The organism is Pseudarthrobacter sp. CC12, from assembly GCF_039907755.1.
GTDB lineage: Bacteria > Actinomycetota > Actinomycetes > Actinomycetales > Micrococcaceae > Arthrobacter > Arthrobacter niigatensis.
Map to the genome: position 1 here is coordinate 220,082 of NZ_JARDJH010000002.1, position 20,279 is coordinate 240,360.

Consider the following 20,279-nt stretch of genomic DNA (forward strand, 5'->3'; position numbering starts at 1 on the left):
GGGCCAGTGACCTGCACCTCCGCCACCCTGAAGAGCCGTTTGCGGGCAGCGAAAAGCAGCGTTTGGTATCAACTTCATATCGGCCTCATATCGTTCCCGTTGCAGTTGGGGCCGGGGAGGCGAATGCGCGGTTGGGGCGGCCCTCCCCTGTGTAATGCTGGAAATCCAGCATCTGCTGGAACGCCAGGCCGCCAGGGGGATCGGCCCGCCACGCCATGAAAGGACAAGGGCAGGACAGTGCCGGAAACCTCTGTGCCCGAAAGGGCAGGACGACCCATGGGCCGCCTGCGCCCGGCCGTCCTGGCAGGAATCCTGGTGCTCGTTCCGGTCCTCACTGCCTGCACTGCCGAAGGCGGACCAGCCCCCACGGGGACCGTCGCCTCGGTCCCCGCCACAGGCGGCACCATGCCGGACGCTCCCTCCACCAGCGCCCCCCTGGAAACCACCCAGTCCTCCAACAAGGCGCCCGTGTACTGGATCGGCCGCACGGGCGGGAACGTCTTCCTCTACCGCGAGTTCCGGGACGTCCCGGAACAGGAAAACCCGGTGACCCGCGCCCTGCGCGCCATGATGTCAGAGAAACCGCTTGACCCTGACTTCTTCACGCCGTGGCAGAACCCGGACAAACTTGCCACGTCCATTTCAGGCAAGGACATCATCACCGTTGACGTCTCCGCAGATGCCTTCAACAGCAACCTCGACGCTGATATGGCAGCCCGTGCCATCCAGCAGCTGATCTATACGGCCACCGCCGCCGCTGCCAGCTCGGGCCTGATCGACACCGGGCAGCAGGTCCGGGTCCGGATCCTGGTGGACGGCCACACGGACTACGTGGCGTTCGGAAAAGTCCAGCTGGGCGCGCTGATGACCCGGGCCGCCGGCCTGGTGGCACCGGTCTGGATCATCGATCCCCAGGAAAACACCGAGGTGCCCAGCGGCAGCGTGAAAATCACCGGCCGCAGCACGTCGCCGGGGGCAAAGCTGCACTGGCAAATCCTGCAGTCCGGGGACGGTGGCAGCAAATCGCCCTTCCTGACCGGAGAAACCACGGCGGCCGCCGGGCAGGGGCAGGCCGGAGATTTCACGCTGGCGCTCAACCTTCCGCCGGGCGACTATGAGCTCCGGGTGGCCCAGGCAGGTTCCGGCGGGGAGCCGGACCGCAATGAGGACACGAGGTCCTTCAAAGTCAGGTAGCGGTCCACCGGCCAAGGATGTCGCTTGCAAGCACGACGGCGGCGGGACCGGCTGTGGAGGACCGCAGGACGTGGTGCCCCAACAGGGCAGTCACGGCACCTTTGTCGCAGAGTTTCGTTACTTCCCGCGGGCTGATTCCACCCTCCGGACCGACAATCAGAAGGACTTCCAGGATTCCCGTCCGGGCATTCCCCTGCCACTCTTCAAGGACAGCACGCAGCGGGCGCACTGCGTCTTCGTGCAGGATGACTGCCAGGTCAGCGGCCTCCACTGCAGCGGACAGCCCTGCTGTTTCAACCGCTGCCCGGACTTCGGGAATCCAGGCCCGCCGGGCCTGTTTGGCGGCTGCCGCCACGGCGGATTCCCACTTGGCGTGGGCGCGGGCGGCCCTGTCGCCCTTCCACCGGACGATCGACCGTTCCGACTGCCACGGTATGACGGCGTCGATCCCCAGTTCGGTGGCCGTCTCGATCGCCAGCTCGTCACGATCTCCCTTGGCCAGCGCCTGGACCAGCACCAGCCGTACGTCCGGCATTTCATCCGTGGCCACGGCACCGCACTCCACTTCAAGGCCGGAGGGTGCAGCGGAGACGACCTTTCCGGTCATGCGGGTGCCGGCCCCGTCGACGATGTCCACCGACTCCCCCGGCGACAGCCGTTTAACCGTGACTGCGTGGCGTGCCTCGGAACCGTCCAGGACAAAGTGGCCGCCGGGGGCCATTCCGGCCAGCGACCCGGCGGGTGTGAAGAAGACGGGATTGCTCACCGCTACAGGTTACCGAACCGGTCCCGGAGCTTGGCGAACATGCCGCCGCTGGCAGCGAGCTTTCCCTCTGTGATCTGTTCCCCGCGAAGCTTGGCGAGCTGCCGGAGGAGGTCTTCCTGCGCCGGGTCGAGCTTCGCCGGGGTGTCCACCTGGAGGTGGACCTTCAGGTCCCCGCGGCCGTAGCCGCGCAGGTGGGTGACACCAAGGCCGCGCAGGGTGATGACCTCGCCGGACTGTGTTCCCGGCTTGACGTCGATGTCCTGGGTGCCGTCGAAGGTTTCCAGGTTGACGTCGGTGCCCAGGGCAGCGGCAGTCATGGGGATGTGCAGGGTGGCGTGCAGGTCGTCGCCTTCCCGCACATAGGTGGCGTCATTGTTGACGCGGATTTCCACGTACAGGTCGCCGGCGGGGCCGCCCGCCGGGCCGGCCTCACCCTGCCCGGAGAGCTGGATCCTGGTTCCGGTGGCTACGCCGGCGGGGACCTTGATGGTCAGCGAACGCCGGCTGCGGATCCGGCCCTGGCCGCTGCATTCGTTGCAGGGGTCCTTGATGACGGTGCCGAAGCCTTCGCAGGTGCCGCAGGGGGCCGCAGTCATGACCTGGCCCAGGATGGAGCGGACGGCCCGCTGGACCTGGCCGCTGCCGCCGCAGATGTCGCAGCGCTCGGGGTGGGTGCCGGGCCGGCAGCAGGATCCCTCACAGGTGGGGCAGACCACGGCGGTGTCCACTTCGAGCTTCTTGTTCACGCCGAACACGGCGTCGCGAAGGTCGATCCGGACGCTGATGAGGGCGTCCTGGCCGCGGCGGACACGGGAAGCCGGGCCGGAGCTGCCCCCGGCGCCGAAGAAGGTGTCGAAGATGTCCTGGAATGCGAAGCCCTGGCCCGCGTAGCCGGCTCCGCCGAAGCCGTTGTCCGTGCCGTTCTCGTTGCCCGTGGTGTCGTAGATCCGCCGCTTCTGGGGGTCGGAGAGGACCTCGTAGGCGTGAGTTACTGCCTTGAAGCGTTCCGAGGCATCCTCACCGGGGTTTACGTCCGGGTGGAGGGTGCGGGCCAGTTTGCGGTAGGCCTTTTTGATCTCTTCGCCCGTAGCTTCGGGTGAGACTCCAAGGACGTCATAGTGGCTGCTCAAAGTTCGTATCTCTTCCTTGTTGTACTGCGTTCAGTCGGGCGGCCCGGCCCGTTGTTCCCGGCCGGAACATGCTCCGGCCGCGCGGGTCAGGGCCCCAAAATCCTGGAAAGGTACCGGGCCACTGCCCGGACGGCGGCCATGGTGGTGGGGTAGTCCATCCTGGTGGGCCCGAGGATTCCTACCTTGGCGACGCTGTCGGGGCCGTAGCCGGTGGCCACCACCGACGCTTCGGCCAGGCCGTCGTAGGGGTTTTCCCTTCCGATGCTGACGGCAACGCCGCGGTGGTCCTGGGCCATCTCGCTCAGCAACCGCAGCATCACCACCTGCTCCTCGAGGGCCTCGAGCACGGGACCGATGCTGAGGGGGAAGTCAACGTTTGACCGGGCCAGGTTGGCTGTCCCGGCCATGACCATCCGGTCCTCCCTGGTGTTTTGCGCCAGCCCCTCGAGGCCAAGTGCCAGGGCGTGCGCAGCCTGCCGCTGTGCCTGTGCCGTGCCGGCCACGACGGAGGGAAGCGCCGTGGCAAGCCGGCTCAGCGGCGTCCCGGACAGTGCGGCGAGGAAACGCGTGCGGAGTGCTGCCACTGCGTCGTCGCCCAGGTCCTGGCCGACGTCGATGACCCGCTGCTCCACCTTGCCGCTGTTGGCAATGAGGACCACCAGCACCTTGCGGGGGGCAAGCAGCACGAATTCGATGTGGCGCACCAACGCCTTGCTGAGGTGCGGGTACTGGACCACAGCCACCTGGTTGGTCAGCTGCGACAGCAGCCGGACGGTGCGGTCCAGGACGTCGTCGAGATCGTCTGCGCCTTCAAGGAGGGACTGGATAGCCCGGCGTTCGGCCGCCGACAGCGGCTTGACTGCCGAGATCTGGTCAACGAAAAGCCGGTAGCCCTTGTCCGTGGGAATCCGCCCTGCACTGGTGTGGGGGGCCGTGATTAATCCCTCGTCCTCAAGGGCCGCCATGTCATTCCGGATGGTTGCGCTGGAAACCCCAAGGTGGTGCCGCTCAACCAGGGCTTTCGACCCAACCGGCTCGCGGGAGTGGACGTAGTCCTCCACGATGGCCCGCAGCACTTCCAGTTTGCGTGGCTCGCTCACTCTCCACCTCCATCCATGGTGCAGGGCCCATGCCCCGCCAGATGCCACCTTGTTAGCACTCGACATGCCTAAGTGCTAACAGTCTATTATGCCTTGGCCCGTTGTTAGCATTGGTACCGCTCCGGGCGAAATTCCGGTGCGGAGGACCTAGCGCTAGGCGGATCGAATCCATGGATTACCAAAACTGGGGGCCCCGCGGCATTTCCGCCCCGGCCAAGTCGGAATTGCCCGAGGTGCCGGTGGAGCGGGGCATGGTGCTGGAGGATGTGCAGTCAGGCTGGGTAGGCGCCGTGACGCGGGTGGAAAAGTCCGGAGGGATGCACGTGGTTGCCCTGGAGGACCGCCGCGGGAAGTCCCGGTCCTTCAAGCTGGGCTTCGGTTTCCTCCTGGAGGGCCGCCCCATCAGGCTCATACCCCCGGCGCCGCGGCCGGCTGCCGGCGCTCCGGTTGCCGGCAGGACGGCCTCCGGTTCTGTCCGGGTCGCCGGCCAGCGGGCCCAGGTGGCCAAGGCAAGCCGCATCTGGGTGGAGGGCAAGCACGACGCCGAACTCGTGGAAAAGGTCTGGGGCGACGACCTTCGGGTGGAAGGCATCGTCGTCGAACCCCTGCACGGCATCGATGATCTGGCGGCGGCGGTTGCCGGCTTCAACCCCGGTCCCGGCCGGCGGCTCGGCGTCCTTGTGGACCACCTCGTTCCGGATTCCAAGGAGTCCCGCATTGCCGACGCGGTCATGGCATCCCCCGGCGCGGCCGGGAATGTCCTGATCGTGGGACACCCCTATGTTGACGTCTGGCAGGCCATCCGGCCGGCGGTCCTGGGCATCGACAAGTGGCCGGCCGTGCCCCGCGGACAGGATTGGAAGACCGGGATCCTCAAAGCCTTCGGCTGGCCGCATACGACCAAGGAAGACATCGGCCTCGGATGGCAGAAGCTGCTGGGCGCCGTACGCACCTACGCCGACCTGGAAGCATCGCTGCTGGGGCGGGTTGAGGAAGTCATCGACTTCCTCACCGTGCCCTGAGGGGCGGACACCGCGCCGGAAGCCAGTATTCTTGGTAGTGCAATGCCGCCTTTTTCAGGGGCATTGCACTACGCGCCCGTATTTGACGTCAGCACCACTTGCATCTCCGAAGGAACAGACTGTGGCAGAAAACGCACGTGATCACAGGGATGGCCAGGGCCGCTCCGAGTACCATGGCGTCCCCGCCAATGCCCTGCCGCTCACGGCCAGCGAAGACCGCCAATGGGCCACGCTGGCACATTTCGGCGGGATCCTTGGCTGTGTCCCCTCGCTGCTGATCTACCTGATCTTCCGCGACCGCGGGCCGTTCACCGCGCAGGAATCCAAAGAGGCGCTGAACTTCAGCCTGCCGCCCACCATCGCCGCCGTGCTGGCCAACATCCTGGTGTTCATCCCCTATGTTGGCAACATCTTCGCCGTGATCGCGACCCTGATCTGGGTGGCGCTGACCTGCTTCTCGGTGGCCGCAGGAATCCACGTCAACAAGGGCCAGCCGCACCGCTACCAGTACAACCTGCGCTGGCTCAAGTAGCGGCGCAGGCCCTCCCCCTGGACGCGCCGGCGGCCGTCAGTCCGGAAGGACGCGGCGGACCACAGCGTCCGCCAGGAGCCTGCCCTTCAGCGTAAGGACAAGGCGGCCCTTGAAAGCGGCGGCCGGCTCCACCAGGCCGTCAGCGATGAGCCCGGCAACCTGGTGCCTGCCCCCGGCGCTGAGGGCCGAAACCTCAAGCCCTGACTGCAGGCGCGCCTCCAGCATCACCCGCTCCATGTTCCTGGTTCCGGCGTCAAGGGTTTCCCGGCCCGCCGCGGGCGAATGCCCCTGGGACAGTCGGTTGGCATAAGCGGACGGGTGCTTCACGTTCCACCAGCGCACCCCGCCCACGTGCGAATGCGCGCCGGGGCCGATGCCCCACCAGTCGTCGCCACGCCAGTAGGCCAGGTTGTGGCGGCACGCGTGCTCCGGGCTCCGCGCCCAGTTGCTGACCTCATACCAGCCGAGCCCGGCGTCGGTGATGAGCTGGTCAGCGAGTTCGTACTTGTCGGCGTGGTCGTCGTCGTCAATTCCCGGCACCTCGCCGCGGCGCATCTGCGCCGCCAGCTTGGTCCCGTCCTCGACAATCAGGGCGTAGGCGCTGATGTGGTCCGGCTGGTAGGTCAAGGCAGTTTCCAGGGAGTGTCGCCAGTCGGCCAGCGACTCCCCCGGCGTCCCGTAAATCAGGTCCAGGCTGACATCCAGCCCTGCCTCCCGCGCCCACTGCACCACCTGCGGAACCCTGCTGGGGGTGTGGGTGCGGTCCAGGACCTTGAGCACGTGCGGGACGGCGGACTGCATCCCAAAGGAGACCCTGGTGAAGCCCGCCTCCTTGAGGACGGCAAGGGACTCCGGCGTGACCGAATCCGGGTTGGCTTCCGTGGTGACCTCGGCGCCGTCCTCGATGCCCCACCGGTCAATGGCGGCGCGAAGGATCAGGGCGAGGTCATCGGCCGGAAGCAGGGTGGGCGTGCCGCCCCCGAAAAAGACAGTGCTGAGCTTGCGCTCCGGCAGCCCGGAACGGGTCATCACCCTGGCGGCCAATGACACTTCCGATACTGCCGTTTGGGCGTAGGCGTCCTGTGACGCGCCGCCACCCAGTTCCGTGGCGGTGTAGGTGTTGAAGTCGCAGTACCCACAGCGCACCGCGCAGAACGGGATGTGGACATACAGGCCAAAGGCCCGGGCCGCCGCACCGTCTGCTGCCTGGGCAGGCAGCAGACCGTCCGACGGCGCCGGGTCGCCGAGGGGAAGCGTGCTGGGCATCAGCGGGTCCCCTGCTGCGCGGTGGTCACTTCTTCTTGGCCTTGTCCTTCGATTCGTCGGTGGTCAGGGCGGCGATGAACGCTTCCTGCGGCACCTCCACCGTGCCCACCATCTTCATGCGCTTCTTGCCTTCTTTTTGCTTCTCCAGCAGCTTGCGCTTCCGGGAGATGTCACCGCCGTAGCATTTGGCCAGCACGTCCTTGCGGATGGCCCGGATGCTTTCGCGGGCGATGATCCTGGAGCCGATTGCCGCCTGGATGGGCACCTCGAACTGCTGCCGCGGGATGAGTTCGCGGAGCTTCCCGGTCATCATCACGCCGTAGGCATAGGCCTTGTCCCGGTGGGTGATGGCGCTGAAGGCGTCCACTTGTTCGCCTTGGAGCATGATGTCGACCTTCACAAGGTCGGCAACCTGTTCGCCGTCGGCCTTCCAGTCAAGGGAACCGTAGCCACGGGTCTTGGACTTCAGGATGTCGAAGAAGTCGAACACGATTTCCGCCAGCGGCAGGCGGTACCGGATTTCCACCCGGTCCTCGGAGAGGTAGTCCATGCCGCCCATGACGCCGCGGCGGGACTGGCACAGTTCCATGATGGCGCCGACGAATTCGTTGGGGGCCAGGATGGTGGCCGACACCATGGGTTCGCGGACCTCAGCGATTTTGCCCGTGGGGTACTCACTGGGGTTGGTCACGCGGACCACCTTCTTGTCCTCCAAAGTCACCTCGTATTCCACGTTCGGTGCGGTGGAGATCAGGTCGAGGTTGTACTCACGCTCCAGCCGTTCGCGGGTGATCTCAAGGTGCAGCAGGCCCAGGAAGCCCACGCGGAACCCAAAGCCCAGCGCGGCCGAGGTCTCCGGCTCATAGACCAGTGCAGCGTCATTGAGCATGAGCTTTTCGAGGGCGTCGCGGAGTACCGGGTAGTCCGCGCCATCCAGCGGATACAGGCCCGAGAACACCATGGGTTTGGCGTCGGCGTAGCCGGGCAGGGACTCGGCCGCCGGCTTGGCAAGGTTGGTGACCGTGTCGCCCACCTTGGACTGCCGGACGTCCTTGACGCCGGTGATCAGGTAGCCCACTTCACCTACGCCGAGGCCCTTGGAGGGTGTGGGTTCCGGGGAGCTGACGCCTATTTCCAGGAGTTCGTGAGAGGCCCTGGTGGACATCATCTGGATGCGTTCGCGGGGGTGGAGCATGCCGTCCACCACGCGCACGTAGGTCACGACGCCCCGGTAGGTGTCGTAGACCGAGTCGAAAATCATGGCGCGGGCCGGCGCGTCCGGGTCGCCTTTCGGCGCCGGCAGGTCCTGGACGATCTTGTCCAGGAGGGCCTCCACGCCGACGCCGGTTTTACCGGACACCCGCAGGACATCCTCGGGGTCGCCGCCGATCAGGCTGGCCAGTTCGGCTGCGTACTTTTCAGGCTGGGCCGCCGGGAGGTCGATCTTGTTAAGGACCGGAATGATGGCGAGATTGTTCTCCATGGCCAGGTACAGGTTCGCGAGCGTCTGGGCCTCGATGCCCTGGGCCGCGTCGACCAACAGGATCGCGCCTTCGCACGCGGCCAGCGACCTGGACACCTCATAGGTGAAGTCCACGTGGCCAGGTGTGTCGATCATGTTCAGCGCGTAGCTGACACCGTCCACCTCCCAGGGCATGCGGACTGCCTGGGACTTGATGGTGATGCCGCGTTCGCGCTCAATGTCCATCCGGTCCAGGTACTGGGCCTTCATGTCGCGCGCCTGGACCACCCCGGTGGACTGCAGCATGCGGTCAGCAAGGGTGGACTTGCCGTGGTCGATATGCGCGATGATGCAAAAGTTCCGAATAATTGCCGGATCTGTCGCGGCGGGCACCGGTGCGGTGCGGGCCATGGGAGACACGCAGGGTCCTTACTGTTGGCTTTTCTGCAGCCCTCCGCCAGGCACACCGAAAGGCGCCCGCGGTCCAGCCGCACATCTTGAACTTCCAGTGTCCCACGTCCCGGACCCCGCCTCCGCATCCTGGCGGCTCGTCCACAGCACCCGGTGCCGCCACTCCGCCGATAGGCTGTCCGGATGGCAATGAATCTGCGTTCTCTGGGCAACGCCGTCCGCCGCGGCCTGCGCATGCTGCAAAACCGGCCCACGACCCAGCCGACCGCCCCGGAACAGCATCCAGGCGGCCGCGGCCCCGCGTCCGACAGCCTCGGCGTGCCCGCCGAGGCTGCCGCCTATCCCGGTGATTACCGCGGCCGCGTCTCCGTCCGCTACGCTCCCCAACCGGACGGAGACCCAGATCCGGGCGAGGTGGTCTGGGCCTGGGTCCCGTACGAAGAGGATCACGGTAAGGGGAAGGACCGGCCGGTGCTGCTGGTGGGCCACAATGGCCCGTTTCTTTTGGGGCTGATGCTGACCAGCAAGGATAGGGTTCCCGCCGGTTCGTCGTCCATGGAGTATGTGGATTTGGGCGCCGGCGGCTGGGACAAGCAAGGCAGGCCCAGCGAAGTACGGCTGGACCGTATCCTGCAGATCCGCGCGGAATCCATCCGGCGCGAGGGTGCGGTGCTGGACAGGGCCCGCTTTGAAAAGGTTGCGTCCGGCCTCCGGCGGCGACACGGCTGGGAGTGACCGTCCGGAAATGGCCAGAGCGGCCGCTGACCTGCTAGTCTTTATTGCTGTGTGTCCGTGCAGGTCGACGGTCACTGATGGTTGGCCGCCATAGGTATCCCCACGCCGCTCAGTCAAGGCCAGCCTGAAAGCCCTCTAGACCATTTCCGCATTACAAAGAGAGTTCACACGTGGCGAATATCAAGTCCCAGAAGAAGCGCATCCTGACCAACGAGAAGGCCCGCCTGCGCAACAACGCAGTCAAGTCTGAGCTGAAGACGGCCATCCGCGCCGTCAACACTGCTGTTGAGTCCGCTGACAAGGAAGCTGCTACTACTGCGCTCGTTTCTGCCAGCCGTAAGCTGGACAAGGCTGTCAGCAAGGGTGTTCTGCACAAGAACAACGCAGCGAACCGCAAGTCGGCGATCTCCAAGAAGGTCAACGCACTCTAAGGTTTCCAGTTCCCACGAACTGATGGTGTGGCCGGTACCCGAGGGTACCGGCCACACGCTTTTAAGCTGTCCCGCCTGACCGCGGCAGCACGCCGTCGGACGTCGCCGGGACATCGCGGGGCGGGACGCCTAAGAAGGGTTAGGCGCGTCAGGCGCTATCTTCCCTGGACGGACATGGCAATTACCGTGACGGCATGCTCGACGGCGTAGACGGGGTCCCGGGACAAACCCTTGACCTGCGCGTCCGCCTCAGCCGTGGCCTGGATGGACCGCACCAGGCCCTCGGGGGTCCAGCGCCGGACGTCCCGCTGCGCCTGCTCCACCAGCCAGGGCTGCATGCCCAACTCCGCCGCTATCTGCGCAGACGAGCCGGAGGCGCCAGCCACCCGCGCGACCGTCCGCAACTTCGAGGCAAGTGCGGCCACCAGCGGAACCGGGTCGGCGCCGGTGGCCAGGGCGTGCCGCAGTGTGGAGAGGGCAACGGGGGCGTTTCCTGCCATGGCTGCGTCCGCCACCTTGAAGGCAGTAGCTTCGACCCGGCCGCCGTAATACTTGTCCACGGTGTCGGTGGTGACCGTGCTGCCGGCATCGGCGATCAACTGGGCGCACGCGGCAGCAAGTTCTGACAGGTCCGCCCCCACGGCATTCACCAGCGCCTGCACGGCGTCCTGGTTGATGCGGCGTCCGGCTGCCTTGAACTCCGCGGCAACGAACTGGACCTTGTCCGTGTCCTTCTTCAGCGGTTGGCAGTCAACCACCGGCCAGCCGGCCTTCCTGACGGCGTCAAGGAGCTTTTTCCCGCGGATACCGCCGGCATGGCGAAGAACGACGACAGCGTCCTCCTCCGGATGCTGAAGATACTGGAGCGCGTCGGCGAGGAAGGCGTCATTCATGCCCTCCACGGCTTCCACCTCGATCAGCTTGCTTTCGCCGAACAGCGACGGGCTCACCTGCATGCTGAGGGTCCCGGGCTCATACCCGGCCGCATTGATGCGGCTGACTTCCACGTCCGGTGCTGCCGCCCTGACCTGGGCGCGGATCGTGTCCATGGCCCTGATGCCCAGGTACTCTTCGGGCCCGCTCACCAGGACGATCCGGGCCGGGGCTATTTCCCGCCAGGAAGCTGTGTTCGATGCCGGGGAGCGGGATGCTCGCTTTTGCGCAGCGGCCATCGAATGTTCCTTCCGGAGGTTTTATTGCAATAACCAAGCCTGCCACGTCTGTGCCCGCGGTCCAAGCTGCCCGGGTCCCGGAGACCGGTCAGCCGCCGCCCGGCACCGTCCAGCAACACTACGGTTGCGGCGTGAGCCTTCCGGATCAGCCGCACAACCCTGCGGGGCCGGGCCACCGCCCAGAGCGCAGCCAGCGACAGGACTGACAGCAGCACCATGGACAGCATGCCGGGCACCCCTTCCGGCCATGGCAGCGCCGAGCCCGGCAACTGGGCAGCGAGCCTGGCCGTGGCGGCAACGCCGGCACTGAAGGTTCCGGCCACGGCTATCAACGCCGTGGCGGCCCAGGGCAGCACCACCACCAGGGGCACCGCGGCAGTTCCCAACAGGGTGACCGGAGCCACCAAGGGCGACGCGACGACATTTGCCGCCAGCGAATAGGTTGAAAACTGGGGCTGCAGGAGCACGATGACGGGTCCGCACAGCAGCTGGGCGGATAAGGGGACCGCTAGTGCCGCGGCTGCCCACCGTGGGACTGCCGCGGGAATCCAGCCGATGATCCGCCGGCCCAGGATGATGATGCCGAGCGTGGCCAGTACGGAGAGGAGGAACCCGAAACTCGAGCCCAGCGCCGGGTCGGCCAGCAGGAGCCCCATAACGGCGAGGCAAAGAAAACTCAGCCCGCGTCCTGACCGTCCACCGGCCAGGGAGGCCACCCCGATGGCCCCCATCAGGGCTGCCCGCAGGACACTGGCATCGGGCCCAACCAGGACGACGAAAAGGGCCAGGCCCCCAAGGGCAGCGGCCGCAGCCAGTACTCGCGGCAGCCGGAGCCGGCGGCAGAGGAGCAGCAGTGCCCCAAGCACCAGGCTGCAGTTTGCCCCGCTGACAGCGGTAAGGTGGGTCATGCCCACGGCCTTCATGGCGTTGTTCAATCCCTCGTCCAGTGCACTGGTGTCCCCGGTAACCATTCCCGGAAGGAGTCCGCTGGCATCGGGCGGCAGGAAGGCCGCGGCGGCGACGAAACGCTCCCGAAGTTTCCTGGCGGACCCTTCCAGCAGTGATCCGCCCACCGCGGGGCCGGGCGGGGTGGACGCTGCCAGGTTTCCGGCTTCCGGACCTCCGGGGTCCGCCGCCCGCAGCTTGCCCGCTGCACGCAGCGTCTGCCCCGGCACAACGCCGCCCCATCCCTGCCCGCCCATCACCACCAACCGGGCGCGGGTCCGCACATGGATTCCTCCCGTCGTCACTTCCTGTGTCCACACCGGCACGGACCAACGTCCGTCCGACCCGCCAGGACCGGCGACAGCCCGGGGAGTTCCTGCTACCTCGACGACGGCGACAGCGGACTTTCCGGCTGCGACCGCCTCGGCAAGCGGTCCGGTGAACCGCTGGCTGGAGGCTGTGGCAGAGTGGGCCGCGGCCGCGCCCGCCAGCAGCAGGGCCACGCCCGCAGCGGCCGGGAAGCTTCGAACCCGCGGGCGGGACACGGGATTACGGCCCCCACCGACGGCGTTGGAGATCCGACGCGCCCCGCCGCCCCTGGCCGCCCGGGCGAGCACGAGGCCGCCGACTGCAGCCAGGGTGCAGCACAATACGGCAAGCTCGGCGGGCGGGAGCCACAGCCCTGCCAGCGATGCCGCCCACACCAGGGCCGCCGGGAGGGCGAGCCGGAGGTCGATGCGGCGGCGAGGTTGCCCGGAACCTGCTTCCTTTTCCGCCTCGGCCCCGCTGGGATCGCCCATCTGCTTGCGTACGTGGGCCGCGCCCTGCGCCAGGAGCCCTTGCAGTACCTTGCGGTGCCGTCCGGGCAGGCCACGTGACTTCAGGCGTCCCCGAGTTGATGGCGGCCGCACTCCCCCGGAATGGGAATGTGGTGTGGCAGCCTGCACTGTACCTGCGGGGGTCCCGCCCTGCTGTCCGGGTCCGGCGCCCTGAACGGCAGATTCAACGAACCGGCTCCAAGGACTTCCAGGCCCTTCTCCGCCGGTGGCCGCGCCCCGCCCCGTCTGCCCGGCCCCTCCCGTCCTGCCCGTGGTCGCAGACATAGAGCGCCCTAGACCGTTACCAGGGGCAACAGGGCTTCAAGCATCTTCGGCCCGACGCCATCCACCGCATCCAGTTCTTCGATGCTCTTGAAAGGTCCGTGGTCCTTCCGCCAGTCCACAATCCGCTGGGCGAGCACCGGCCCGACTTTTGGCAGCGTGTCCAGCTCCGCAGCGTCCGCTGTGTTGAGGTTGACCTTCCCGCCGTGTGCCCCGGATTGCCCGCCGGCAGGACCGGCGCTGCCTGGACCAGGATCCTCCGCACCCGCACCATCCGGTCCTGCCGGCAGTGGCTCCCCTCGCTGCGGCACGTAGATCTTCTGCCCGTCCTCCACTACGAGGGCAAGGTTGAGCCGGTTCACGTCGGCGTCCTGGGCGGCGCCGCCGGCGGCAGCAATGGCGTCATCAACCCGGCTGCCCTGCTGGAGCCTAATGACGCCGGGCGTTGCCACGGACCCTGCAACATGCACCACCACAAGTCCGCCGGCAGGATCCGCAGGTGGCGTACGGTCGGGATCAGCTCCAGCCTCTCCTGCACGTCTGCCGTCAGAACTGGCGCCGCTGAGCGGCAGGACTTCCGGGGATGCCGAACCTGCCTGCCACCAGAACCAGGCTCCACCCGCCACCGCCAAGGCACCCAGCAGCAGGGCAACCCGCAGTCCTATCCGCCACCGGAGAGACGGCGCTTCGGCTGAACCGGCCTGGGTATTGCTGCCGGTTTCGGTTCCGGCTGCCCCGCCGGCGCCGCGGTACTCGAAGCCACCGGGGCCGCCTCCATCCTCCAGGAGCCCGGCGGGGGCCTCTCCCAGTGCCGCCTGCAACCGGTCCCTCGCATGCCTTGCCTGCTGACGTGCTGCTCCAGCATCCCGGCGTGACATGGGTCCCACCCTAGGAACCCGCCCTCCAACAACGCGATGAGCCAACGGCCCTATGTGGAAAAGGTGTGCCGGCGGGTGCACCCAGTCGCCCTTTGCGGCTGGACGTGCCGTCTCCCGCGGGACGAACCTGGCACCTGCAGCCATGCCGTGTGGGGCGGCGCCCGGCTAGGTGCGCTGCCGGTGGCCCCGCGCCCAGACCACTTCGGCGACGCCGCCCAGGGCAAGCGGGAACGCCACCACGGCTGCCAGGTGGCGCAGCAGGCTTTGGGGATAGGACCACGCCGCCCAGCCCACGAGGACTCCGGGCAGCCCCACACAGACCGTTACCCACACGGGGTTTCCACGCACATGGGATCACACCGCAGCCGCAAGGGAGAGCGCGCACCCGGCGTCGACGTAGAGGCCGCCGGTCCTGGCGGCTTCAAACATGGCCGGTTCCGGTGACCAGACGAAGAACAGGGTCCGCTCCAAGCCGATGCCGATCAGGATCATCGACGCCAGGACAAGCAGGATCCAGCCAGTGGTTCCAGCCCAGCGGCGGCTTGCTTCAGACACGACCCTCCCCCTCCGGGGCTCCTACTGGTCCACTGCCGGCATTTTGTCCCCGCATCCTAACCCGGACCCGGGCGTCTGCGGCATCAGCCGGACGCCTTACAGCGACGAGTGCGCGCCGTCGTTGGGCACGCTGGCCGACCTGCCGACAATCACCGCAAGGACCCCGAGGCCGGCGTGCGCTGCCAGGACCGCGGGAAGGGAGCTGATCTGCGCGGGCAGACAACCGGGAAGCGCCGCTTCAAGCCTGGCAGCCAGGCCTGCAGCCTCCTCCTGGTTGCCGAAGTGGTGCACGGCGAGGACGACGGAATCGTCCGGCTGCGGTGCAGCGGCGGCCACGACGATTTCCTCGAGGCGTGCCACGGCCCTGGCCGCTGAGCGCACCTTTTCCAGCGGGACGATCCTTCCGCCGTCGACTGCCAGGATCGGTTTGATGGCGAGCATGGTGCCCAGCAGCGACGCCGCTGCCCCGACGCGTCCGCCGCGTCGCAACTGCTCAAGGCTGGGCACGTAGAAGAAGACATGGGTGTTTTCCGCCTGGGCCGCTGCAGCCGCGGCCACCTCAGACCGGCCTGCACCGGCTGAGGCGGCTTCAACGGCAGCCTGCACCGCCAGTCCCTGCGCCATGCCCACGGTGCGGGTGTCCACCACATCCACGGGAATACCCACCCTGCCGGCGGCCAGCCGCGCCGCGTCAGCCGTGCCGGAAAGTTCGCCCGAGATATGCACCGAGACAATTCCATCGAAGCCCCGAAGTTCCGCGGCCCGGTAGGCCTGCTCGAACTGTCCCGGCGAAGGCCGTGACGTTTTGACCGGAGTCCCGGCAGCCAGGGCAACGGCAATGGTCTCGAGGATGTCGTCTTCGCCCTCGCCGTAGATTTCGGCGCCCACCATGACGGGCATCGGAGTCACGGTGAGGATCCCATCCGGGGGAAGTCCGCTGACATAGGCCGCCGGCAGGGCAGCGGCTGAGTCGGTGACGACGGCGGTCCGCACCACAGCGCCTGGGCCCGGACGCCTGGACCCCGGCCGGACGGCCGGACGCAGGCCCGACAGCCGAGCACGGACCCACGGCCAGGCTGCGGCATTACTGTCGGGCAAGGTGCCTCCTGGAATCGGCGTCCGGCTCAACCGGCACCGGCCGCCGGAAAGCTTCCGACGGCCGGTAAATCACTGCGGGTACAGCAACTAGGCCGGAACGATGTTCACCAGCTTAGGGGCACGGACGATCACTGTCCGGATGCCCCGGCCGTCCATGGCCCGCTGGACGTTCTCCGACGCCAGGGCCAGCTCGCGCAGCTGGTCCTCCGAGACGTCCGGGGACACTTCCAGCCGGTCGCGGACCTTGCCCTGCACCTGGACGACGGCGGTCACCGTGTCCTGGACCAGGAGGGCGGGATCGTGGGCCGGCCAGCCCGCGTTGGCAACCGATGCAGGGTGCCCCAGCAGGTTCCACATGTCCTCGGCAGTGTACGGCGCGAACAGGCTGAGGATCACGGCCACTGCTTCCGCGGCTTCGCGGACCGCGGGGTCCCCGGCACCCGCCCCGGAGTCGATTGCCTTGCGGGTGGCGTTGACCAGCTCCATGAGCTTGGCCACCACCACATTGAACTTGTTGGCGTCCAGCAGTTCGGCGGCATCGGCGATGGTGCGGTGGGTGACGGACCGCAGCCCACGGTCGCCGGCGGCGGCGTCCGCACCCGGGGCACTCGCCACATCCTGTGCCAGGCGCCAGGCCCGGGCCAGGAACTTGGCTGAGCCGGACGGCGACACGTCGGCCCAGTCCACGTCGTCCTCGGGCGGGGAGGCGAACACCATGGTCAGGCGGACGGCGTCCACGCCGAACTTGTCCAGCTGTTCGCCGAGGTCAACGCCGTTGCCCAGGGATTTGCTCATGGCCTTGCCGCCGTTGAGGACCTGGCCCTGGTTCAGCAATGCACTGAAAGGTTCGTCGGCATCGATCATGCCCAGGTCGTGGATGACCTTGGTGAAGAAGCGGGCGTACAGCAGGTGGAGGATGGCGTGCTCCACGCCGCCCACGTACTGGCCCACCGGCATCCAGTCATTGATCTTCTGCGGATCGAAGGGGCCGTCGGTGTAGTGCGGCGAAACGAAGCGCAGGAAGTACCAGGACGAGTCAACGAACGTGTCCATTGTGTCGGTGTCCCGTTTGGCCGGCCCGTTGCAGGTGGGGCATTCCACGTTGACCCAGGACTCGGCTGCCGCAAGCGGCGAGGTGCCCTTGGGTGCCAGGTCCTCACCGCGGAGGTCCGCGGGCAGCGTGACCGGCAGCTGCTCGTCCGGGACGGGAACTTCGCCGCAGGACGGGCAGTGGATGATGGGGATGGGCGTGCCCCAGAAGCGCTGGCGGCTCAGCAGCCAGTCCCGGAGCCGGAAGTTCACGAACTTCTCGCCGGTCCCCTGCTTCTCCAGCATGGCGATGGCGGCGGGGATGGCCTCACCCTTGGGCATGCCGTCCAGCTCGCCGGAGTTGATCAGGGTCCCCTCCCCCGCCGTTGCGGTGCCGGACACGGCCGGATCCTCCTCGCCGGTGTCCAGGACCGCCCGGACAGGCAGGTCGAAGGCCCTGGCAAAGTCGAGGTCGCGCTGGTCGTGGGCCGGCACGGCCATGATGGCGCCGGTTCCGTAATCCGCCAGGACATAGTCGGCAGCCCACACGGGCAGCTTCTCCCCGTTCAGCGGGTTGATGGCGTAGCGGCCGGTGAAGACGCCGGTCTTCTCGCGTTCGGTGGACTGGCGTTCGATCTCCGAGAGTGCCTTGACCCGTTCGCGGTATTCGTCCAGGGCTGCGGCGTGTTCGTCAGTGACAAGTTCGACGGCGAGGGGCGCGTCCGCAGCGACCACGAAGAAAGTTGCCCCGTACAGGGTGTCCGGGCGGGTGGTGAAGACCGTGACGTCCCTGGCGGGCTTGCCGCCGTCGGCCTCGATCACGAAGTTCACGTGCGCACCCTCGGACCGGCCGATCCAGTTCTTCTGCATGGCCAGGACACGCTCGGGCCAGTGGCCGCGGAGCTCGTCCATGTCATCCAGCAGGCGGTCGGCGTAGTCGGTGATCTTGAAGTACCACTGGTTCAGGGACTTCTTGGTGACGGTGGTGCCGCAGCGCTCGCAGGCGCCGTTGACTACCTGCTCGTTGGCCAGGACGGTCTGGTCCTTGGGGCACCAGTTGACCGGGGAATCTTTCCGGTAGGCCAGCCCGCGCTCGTAGAAGCGCTTGAACAGCCACTGGGTCCAGCGGTAGTACTCGGGGTCTGAGGTGTGCAGGCGGCGCGACCAGTCGGCGGAGATGGCGTACCGCTTGAAGGACGCTGCCTGGGTATCGATGTTGGCGTAGGTCCACTCGCTGGGGTGGGCGTTGCGCTTGATCGCGGCGTTCTCCGCGGGCAGGCCAAAGGAGTCCCAGCCGATGGGGTGCAGGACGTCGTAGCCCTTCTGCCGCAGGTAGCGGGCCACGACGTCACCCATGGCGAACGCCTCGGCGTGGCCCATGTGCAGGTCGCCGGACGGGTACGGGAACATGTCAAGCACGTAGCGGCGCTCCCGCGACCCGTCGTCCACCGGGGTGAAAACCTTGAGGTCTTCCCACACCTGGGGCCACTTGGCCTCCATGGCGGCGAAACTGTAGGTGCCCTCTTCAGGCTCCGCCGATACTGTTGTTGCTGTTCCGGTCTCTGTCTCCGGCTGAACGCCCACTGCTGCCCTCTTCTGTTCTGTTACGGCATCTGTGCTGCCATAACGGCCTGATCCTCCTGCTGCCGGCCCGGTGCCATGCCCCGGACACACAAAAGCCCCTCTCCATGGAGGGGCTGCCGCTCAGCTGTCCGATAATCGGAGCCGGCGGCTAACTAAGCAGAAGGATCGCACGCATGGATATACTTTAGCGCACCGGCCCGGCCCCCGCCTCAGCCGGGCCTAACGGCCCGTTGCATTGGCCGGGGCAAGCGCGCATGATCATCCCACAACGTTGGGAGGCGGCACACCATGTCAGAGGCAACCACCGCCGGTCCTGCTGAAGGACAGCCACTCTCCCTCTGGCTGGCAACAACCGGAGCCACCGACTTTCCGGTCCTGCACGGCACCGTGGAAGTGGACGTGGCAGTCATCGGTGGAGGCATCGCCGGGCTGACCGCAGCGCTGGCCCTGAAACGCTCGGGGCGCTCGGTGGCCGTCCTCGAAGCCGGCCGGATCGGCACGGGCGTCACTGGCCACACCACCGGCAAGGTGACCTCCCTGCACCGCCTCGCCTACACGGATCTGCAGCGCAGCCACGGCTCGTCGGCTGCCCGCGTTTACGGAGCAGCGAACCAGGCCGCCCTGGAACATATCGGCCGCACAGTGGCGGCCGAAGACCTTTCCTGCGGATTCCGCCGCGTTGCCAACTACACCTTTGCGGCAGGTCCCGAGGCGCTGCCGGAGGTACGGGCGGAAGCCGGACTTGCGGCCACCCTCGGCCTTCCGTTGACCTTCACTACCGACGTCCCCCTGCCGTTTCCGGTGGCCGGCGCCGTCCGGTTTGACGGCCAGGCCCAGATCCACGCGGTCCAGTACCTTCAGGGGCTGGCCGGAAAGGTGGACGGCGGCGGCAGCTTTGTCTTCGAACGGACACGCGCGGTGGATCTTCGCGAGGGCACGCCCGTCACCGTTGCGGCCGCGACAGGAACAGTGCTGGCCGGGGACGCAATCGTGGCCACGAACGTCCCCTTCGGAGACCATGGCCGATTTGAGTCACTTTGCCGGCCGCACCGCTCATACATCGTCGCCGCGCCGGTTGATACGCCTCCCCTGGACGCCACCTTCATCAGCGCCGATGAACCCATGCACTCGCTGCTGACCGTGCGGCTGGACGGGACTACATACCTGCTGGTTGGCGGCGGAGGCCATCCCGCCGACGAGCAGGTTGATCCGGCACCGCGCCACGCCGCGCTCGCCCGCTACGCGCGCAGCCACTTCGGGGCCGGCAGCGTGTCCTACCGCTGGTCCACCCAGGATGCCCTGCCCCAGGACGGGCTGCCCTACGCCGGGCCGCTGAACCCTGACAGCCGGCACGCGTTCGTGATCACCGGCCTGCGCAAGTGGGGCCTGACCAACGGTACGGCCGCAGCATTGGCACTGGCTGACCTCCTCAATGGCACTCCCAACGCGTGGGCCGCCCTGTTTGACAGCAACCGAGCGCCGCGGCGGCCCACAGCGCAGGCACCCCCACGGGCCGGGGACAGCGTTTCCCACACTGACTCCGCAGCGCGGGCAGCTGACCTCGCGCCGGGCGATGGAACGGTGCTTGACGCGGACGGAACCAGCACGGCCTGCTACCGGGACGAGGCCGGACACGTCCACGCAGTGTCGGCTGTCTGCACCCACCTGGGCTGCACGGTGGGCTTCAACCGGGCAGACCGGACGTGGGACTGCCCCTGCCATGGCTCCCGGTTCGATGTGGACGGCAAAGTCATCCAGGGTCCGGCCACTGAAGATCTGCCACCGCGGCCCGTTCCCTGACATCCCCACGCTTAGGCGAATTTAATCCCGGACACGGCAAGGGGCCGCCCCGCCGGAAAGGCAGGACGG

The 20,279-nt window shown here is 67.4% G+C and carries 18 protein-coding genes; 6 read left to right on the forward strand and 12 right to left on the reverse strand.

Annotated elements, in window-relative coordinates; translation table 11 throughout:
• Positions 1-276 precede the first annotated feature (276 nt).
• Positions 277-1,194: a GerMN domain-containing protein gene (locus PV772_RS02630; protein ID WP_347885263.1), complete on the forward strand. Its 918-nt coding sequence runs from the start codon at positions 277-279 to the stop codon at positions 1,192-1,194.
• On the opposite strand, the gene PV772_RS02635 is transcribed toward PV772_RS02630, so the two are convergent.
• The 3 genes from PV772_RS02635 to hrcA form a co-directional block, all read right to left on the reverse strand.
• Entirely contained in the window at positions 1,187-1,960 is a 774-nt protein-coding gene (locus PV772_RS02635; RefSeq protein ID WP_347885264.1) for a 16S rRNA (uracil(1498)-N(3))-methyltransferase, read from the reverse strand. The genes PV772_RS02630 and PV772_RS02635 overlap by 8 nt on opposite strands.
• 2 nt (positions 1,961-1,962) lie before the next feature.
• Entirely contained in the window at positions 1,963-3,090 is a 1,128-nt protein-coding gene (gene dnaJ / locus PV772_RS02640) for a molecular chaperone DnaJ (protein ID WP_141160382.1), read from the reverse strand.
• Positions 3,091-3,176: 86 nt separating this feature from the next.
• The gene (gene hrcA / locus PV772_RS02645) at positions 3,177-4,190 is read right to left on the reverse strand and encodes a heat-inducible transcriptional repressor HrcA (protein WP_141181625.1); all 1,014 of its coding nucleotides are present in this window, start codon (positions 4,188-4,190) and stop codon (positions 3,177-3,179) included.
• 170 nt (positions 4,191-4,360) lie between these two features.
• On the opposite strand from hrcA, the gene PV772_RS02650 reads away from it, so the two are divergent.
• Both PV772_RS02650 and PV772_RS02655 read left to right on the forward strand, forming a co-directional pair.
• Positions 4,361-5,212 carry a DUF3097 domain-containing protein gene (locus tag PV772_RS02650; protein WP_347885265.1) on the forward strand — a complete coding sequence of 284 codons (852 nt, stop codon included), beginning with the start codon at positions 4,361-4,363 and terminating at the stop codon, positions 5,210-5,212.
• A gap of 121 nt (positions 5,213-5,333) precedes the next feature.
• On the forward strand, positions 5,334-5,744 hold the full coding sequence (locus tag PV772_RS02655) for a DUF4870 domain-containing protein (protein WP_141160379.1): 411 nt from the start codon (positions 5,334-5,336) through the stop codon (positions 5,742-5,744).
• A 36-nt stretch (positions 5,745-5,780) separates the two neighbouring features.
• On the opposite strand, the gene hemW is transcribed toward PV772_RS02655, so the two are convergent.
• Positions 5,781-7,010, reverse strand: a complete 1,230-nt coding sequence (gene hemW, locus PV772_RS02660) for a radical SAM family heme chaperone HemW (protein WP_347885266.1) — start codon at positions 7,008-7,010, stop codon at positions 5,781-5,783.
• Between the two features lie 25 nt (positions 7,011-7,035).
• Positions 7,036-8,892: a translation elongation factor 4 gene (lepA, locus tag PV772_RS02665; protein WP_141160377.1), complete on the reverse strand. Its 1,857-nt coding sequence runs from the start codon at positions 8,890-8,892 to the stop codon at positions 7,036-7,038.
• 174 nt (positions 8,893-9,066) lie between these two features.
• On the opposite strand from lepA, the gene PV772_RS02670 reads away from it, so the two are divergent.
• The gene (locus PV772_RS02670; protein ID WP_347885267.1) at positions 9,067-9,618 is read left to right on the forward strand and encodes a type II toxin-antitoxin system PemK/MazF family toxin; all 552 of its coding nucleotides are present in this window, start codon (positions 9,067-9,069) and stop codon (positions 9,616-9,618) included.
• 170 nt (positions 9,619-9,788) lie between these two features.
• Complete coding sequence (gene rpsT, locus PV772_RS02675; protein WP_018761400.1) at positions 9,789-10,049, forward strand: 30S ribosomal protein S20; 261 nt, start codon at positions 9,789-9,791, stop codon at positions 10,047-10,049.
• 155 nt (positions 10,050-10,204) lie between these two features.
• Here the strand turns inward: rpsT and holA are convergent, their stop codons facing one another.
• The 7 genes from holA to leuS form a co-directional block, all read right to left on the reverse strand.
• The gene (gene holA / locus PV772_RS02680) at positions 10,205-11,221 is read right to left on the reverse strand and encodes a DNA polymerase III subunit delta (protein ID WP_347885268.1); all 1,017 of its coding nucleotides are present in this window, start codon (positions 11,219-11,221) and stop codon (positions 10,205-10,207) included.
• The gene (locus PV772_RS02685) at positions 11,155-12,966 is read right to left on the reverse strand and encodes a ComEC/Rec2 family competence protein (RefSeq protein ID WP_347885269.1); all 1,812 of its coding nucleotides are present in this window, start codon (positions 12,964-12,966) and stop codon (positions 11,155-11,157) included. Before PV772_RS02685 ends, holA begins: the two co-directional genes overlap by 67 nt.
• A 311-nt stretch (positions 12,967-13,277) precedes the next feature.
• A complete protein-coding gene (locus PV772_RS02690; RefSeq protein WP_347885270.1) occupies positions 13,278-14,144 on the reverse strand; it encodes a helix-hairpin-helix domain-containing protein in 867 nt (288 codons plus the stop codon).
• Between the two features lie 165 nt (positions 14,145-14,309).
• Positions 14,310-14,477, reverse strand: coding sequence for a hypothetical protein (locus tag PV772_RS02695; protein ID WP_347885271.1), 168 nt, complete (start codon positions 14,475-14,477; stop codon positions 14,310-14,312).
• 21 nt (positions 14,478-14,498) lie between these two features.
• Positions 14,499-14,699, reverse strand: a complete 201-nt coding sequence (locus PV772_RS02700; protein WP_347885272.1) for a hypothetical protein — start codon at positions 14,697-14,699, stop codon at positions 14,499-14,501.
• Between the two features lie 96 nt (positions 14,700-14,795).
• Positions 14,796-15,797, reverse strand: coding sequence for a DegV family protein (locus tag PV772_RS02705; protein WP_347885273.1), 1,002 nt, complete (start codon positions 15,795-15,797; stop codon positions 14,796-14,798).
• Positions 15,798-15,884: 87 nt separating this feature from the next.
• On the reverse strand, positions 15,885-18,410 hold the full coding sequence (gene leuS, locus PV772_RS02710; RefSeq protein ID WP_347885274.1) for a leucine--tRNA ligase: 2,526 nt from the start codon (positions 18,408-18,410) through the stop codon (positions 15,885-15,887).
• A gap of 288 nt (positions 18,411-18,698) precedes the next feature.
• On the opposite strand from leuS, the gene PV772_RS02715 reads away from it, so the two are divergent.
• Entirely contained in the window at positions 18,699-20,210 is a 1,512-nt protein-coding gene (locus PV772_RS02715) for an FAD-dependent oxidoreductase (RefSeq protein WP_347885275.1), read from the forward strand.
• Positions 20,211-20,279: the final 69 nt, after the last annotated feature.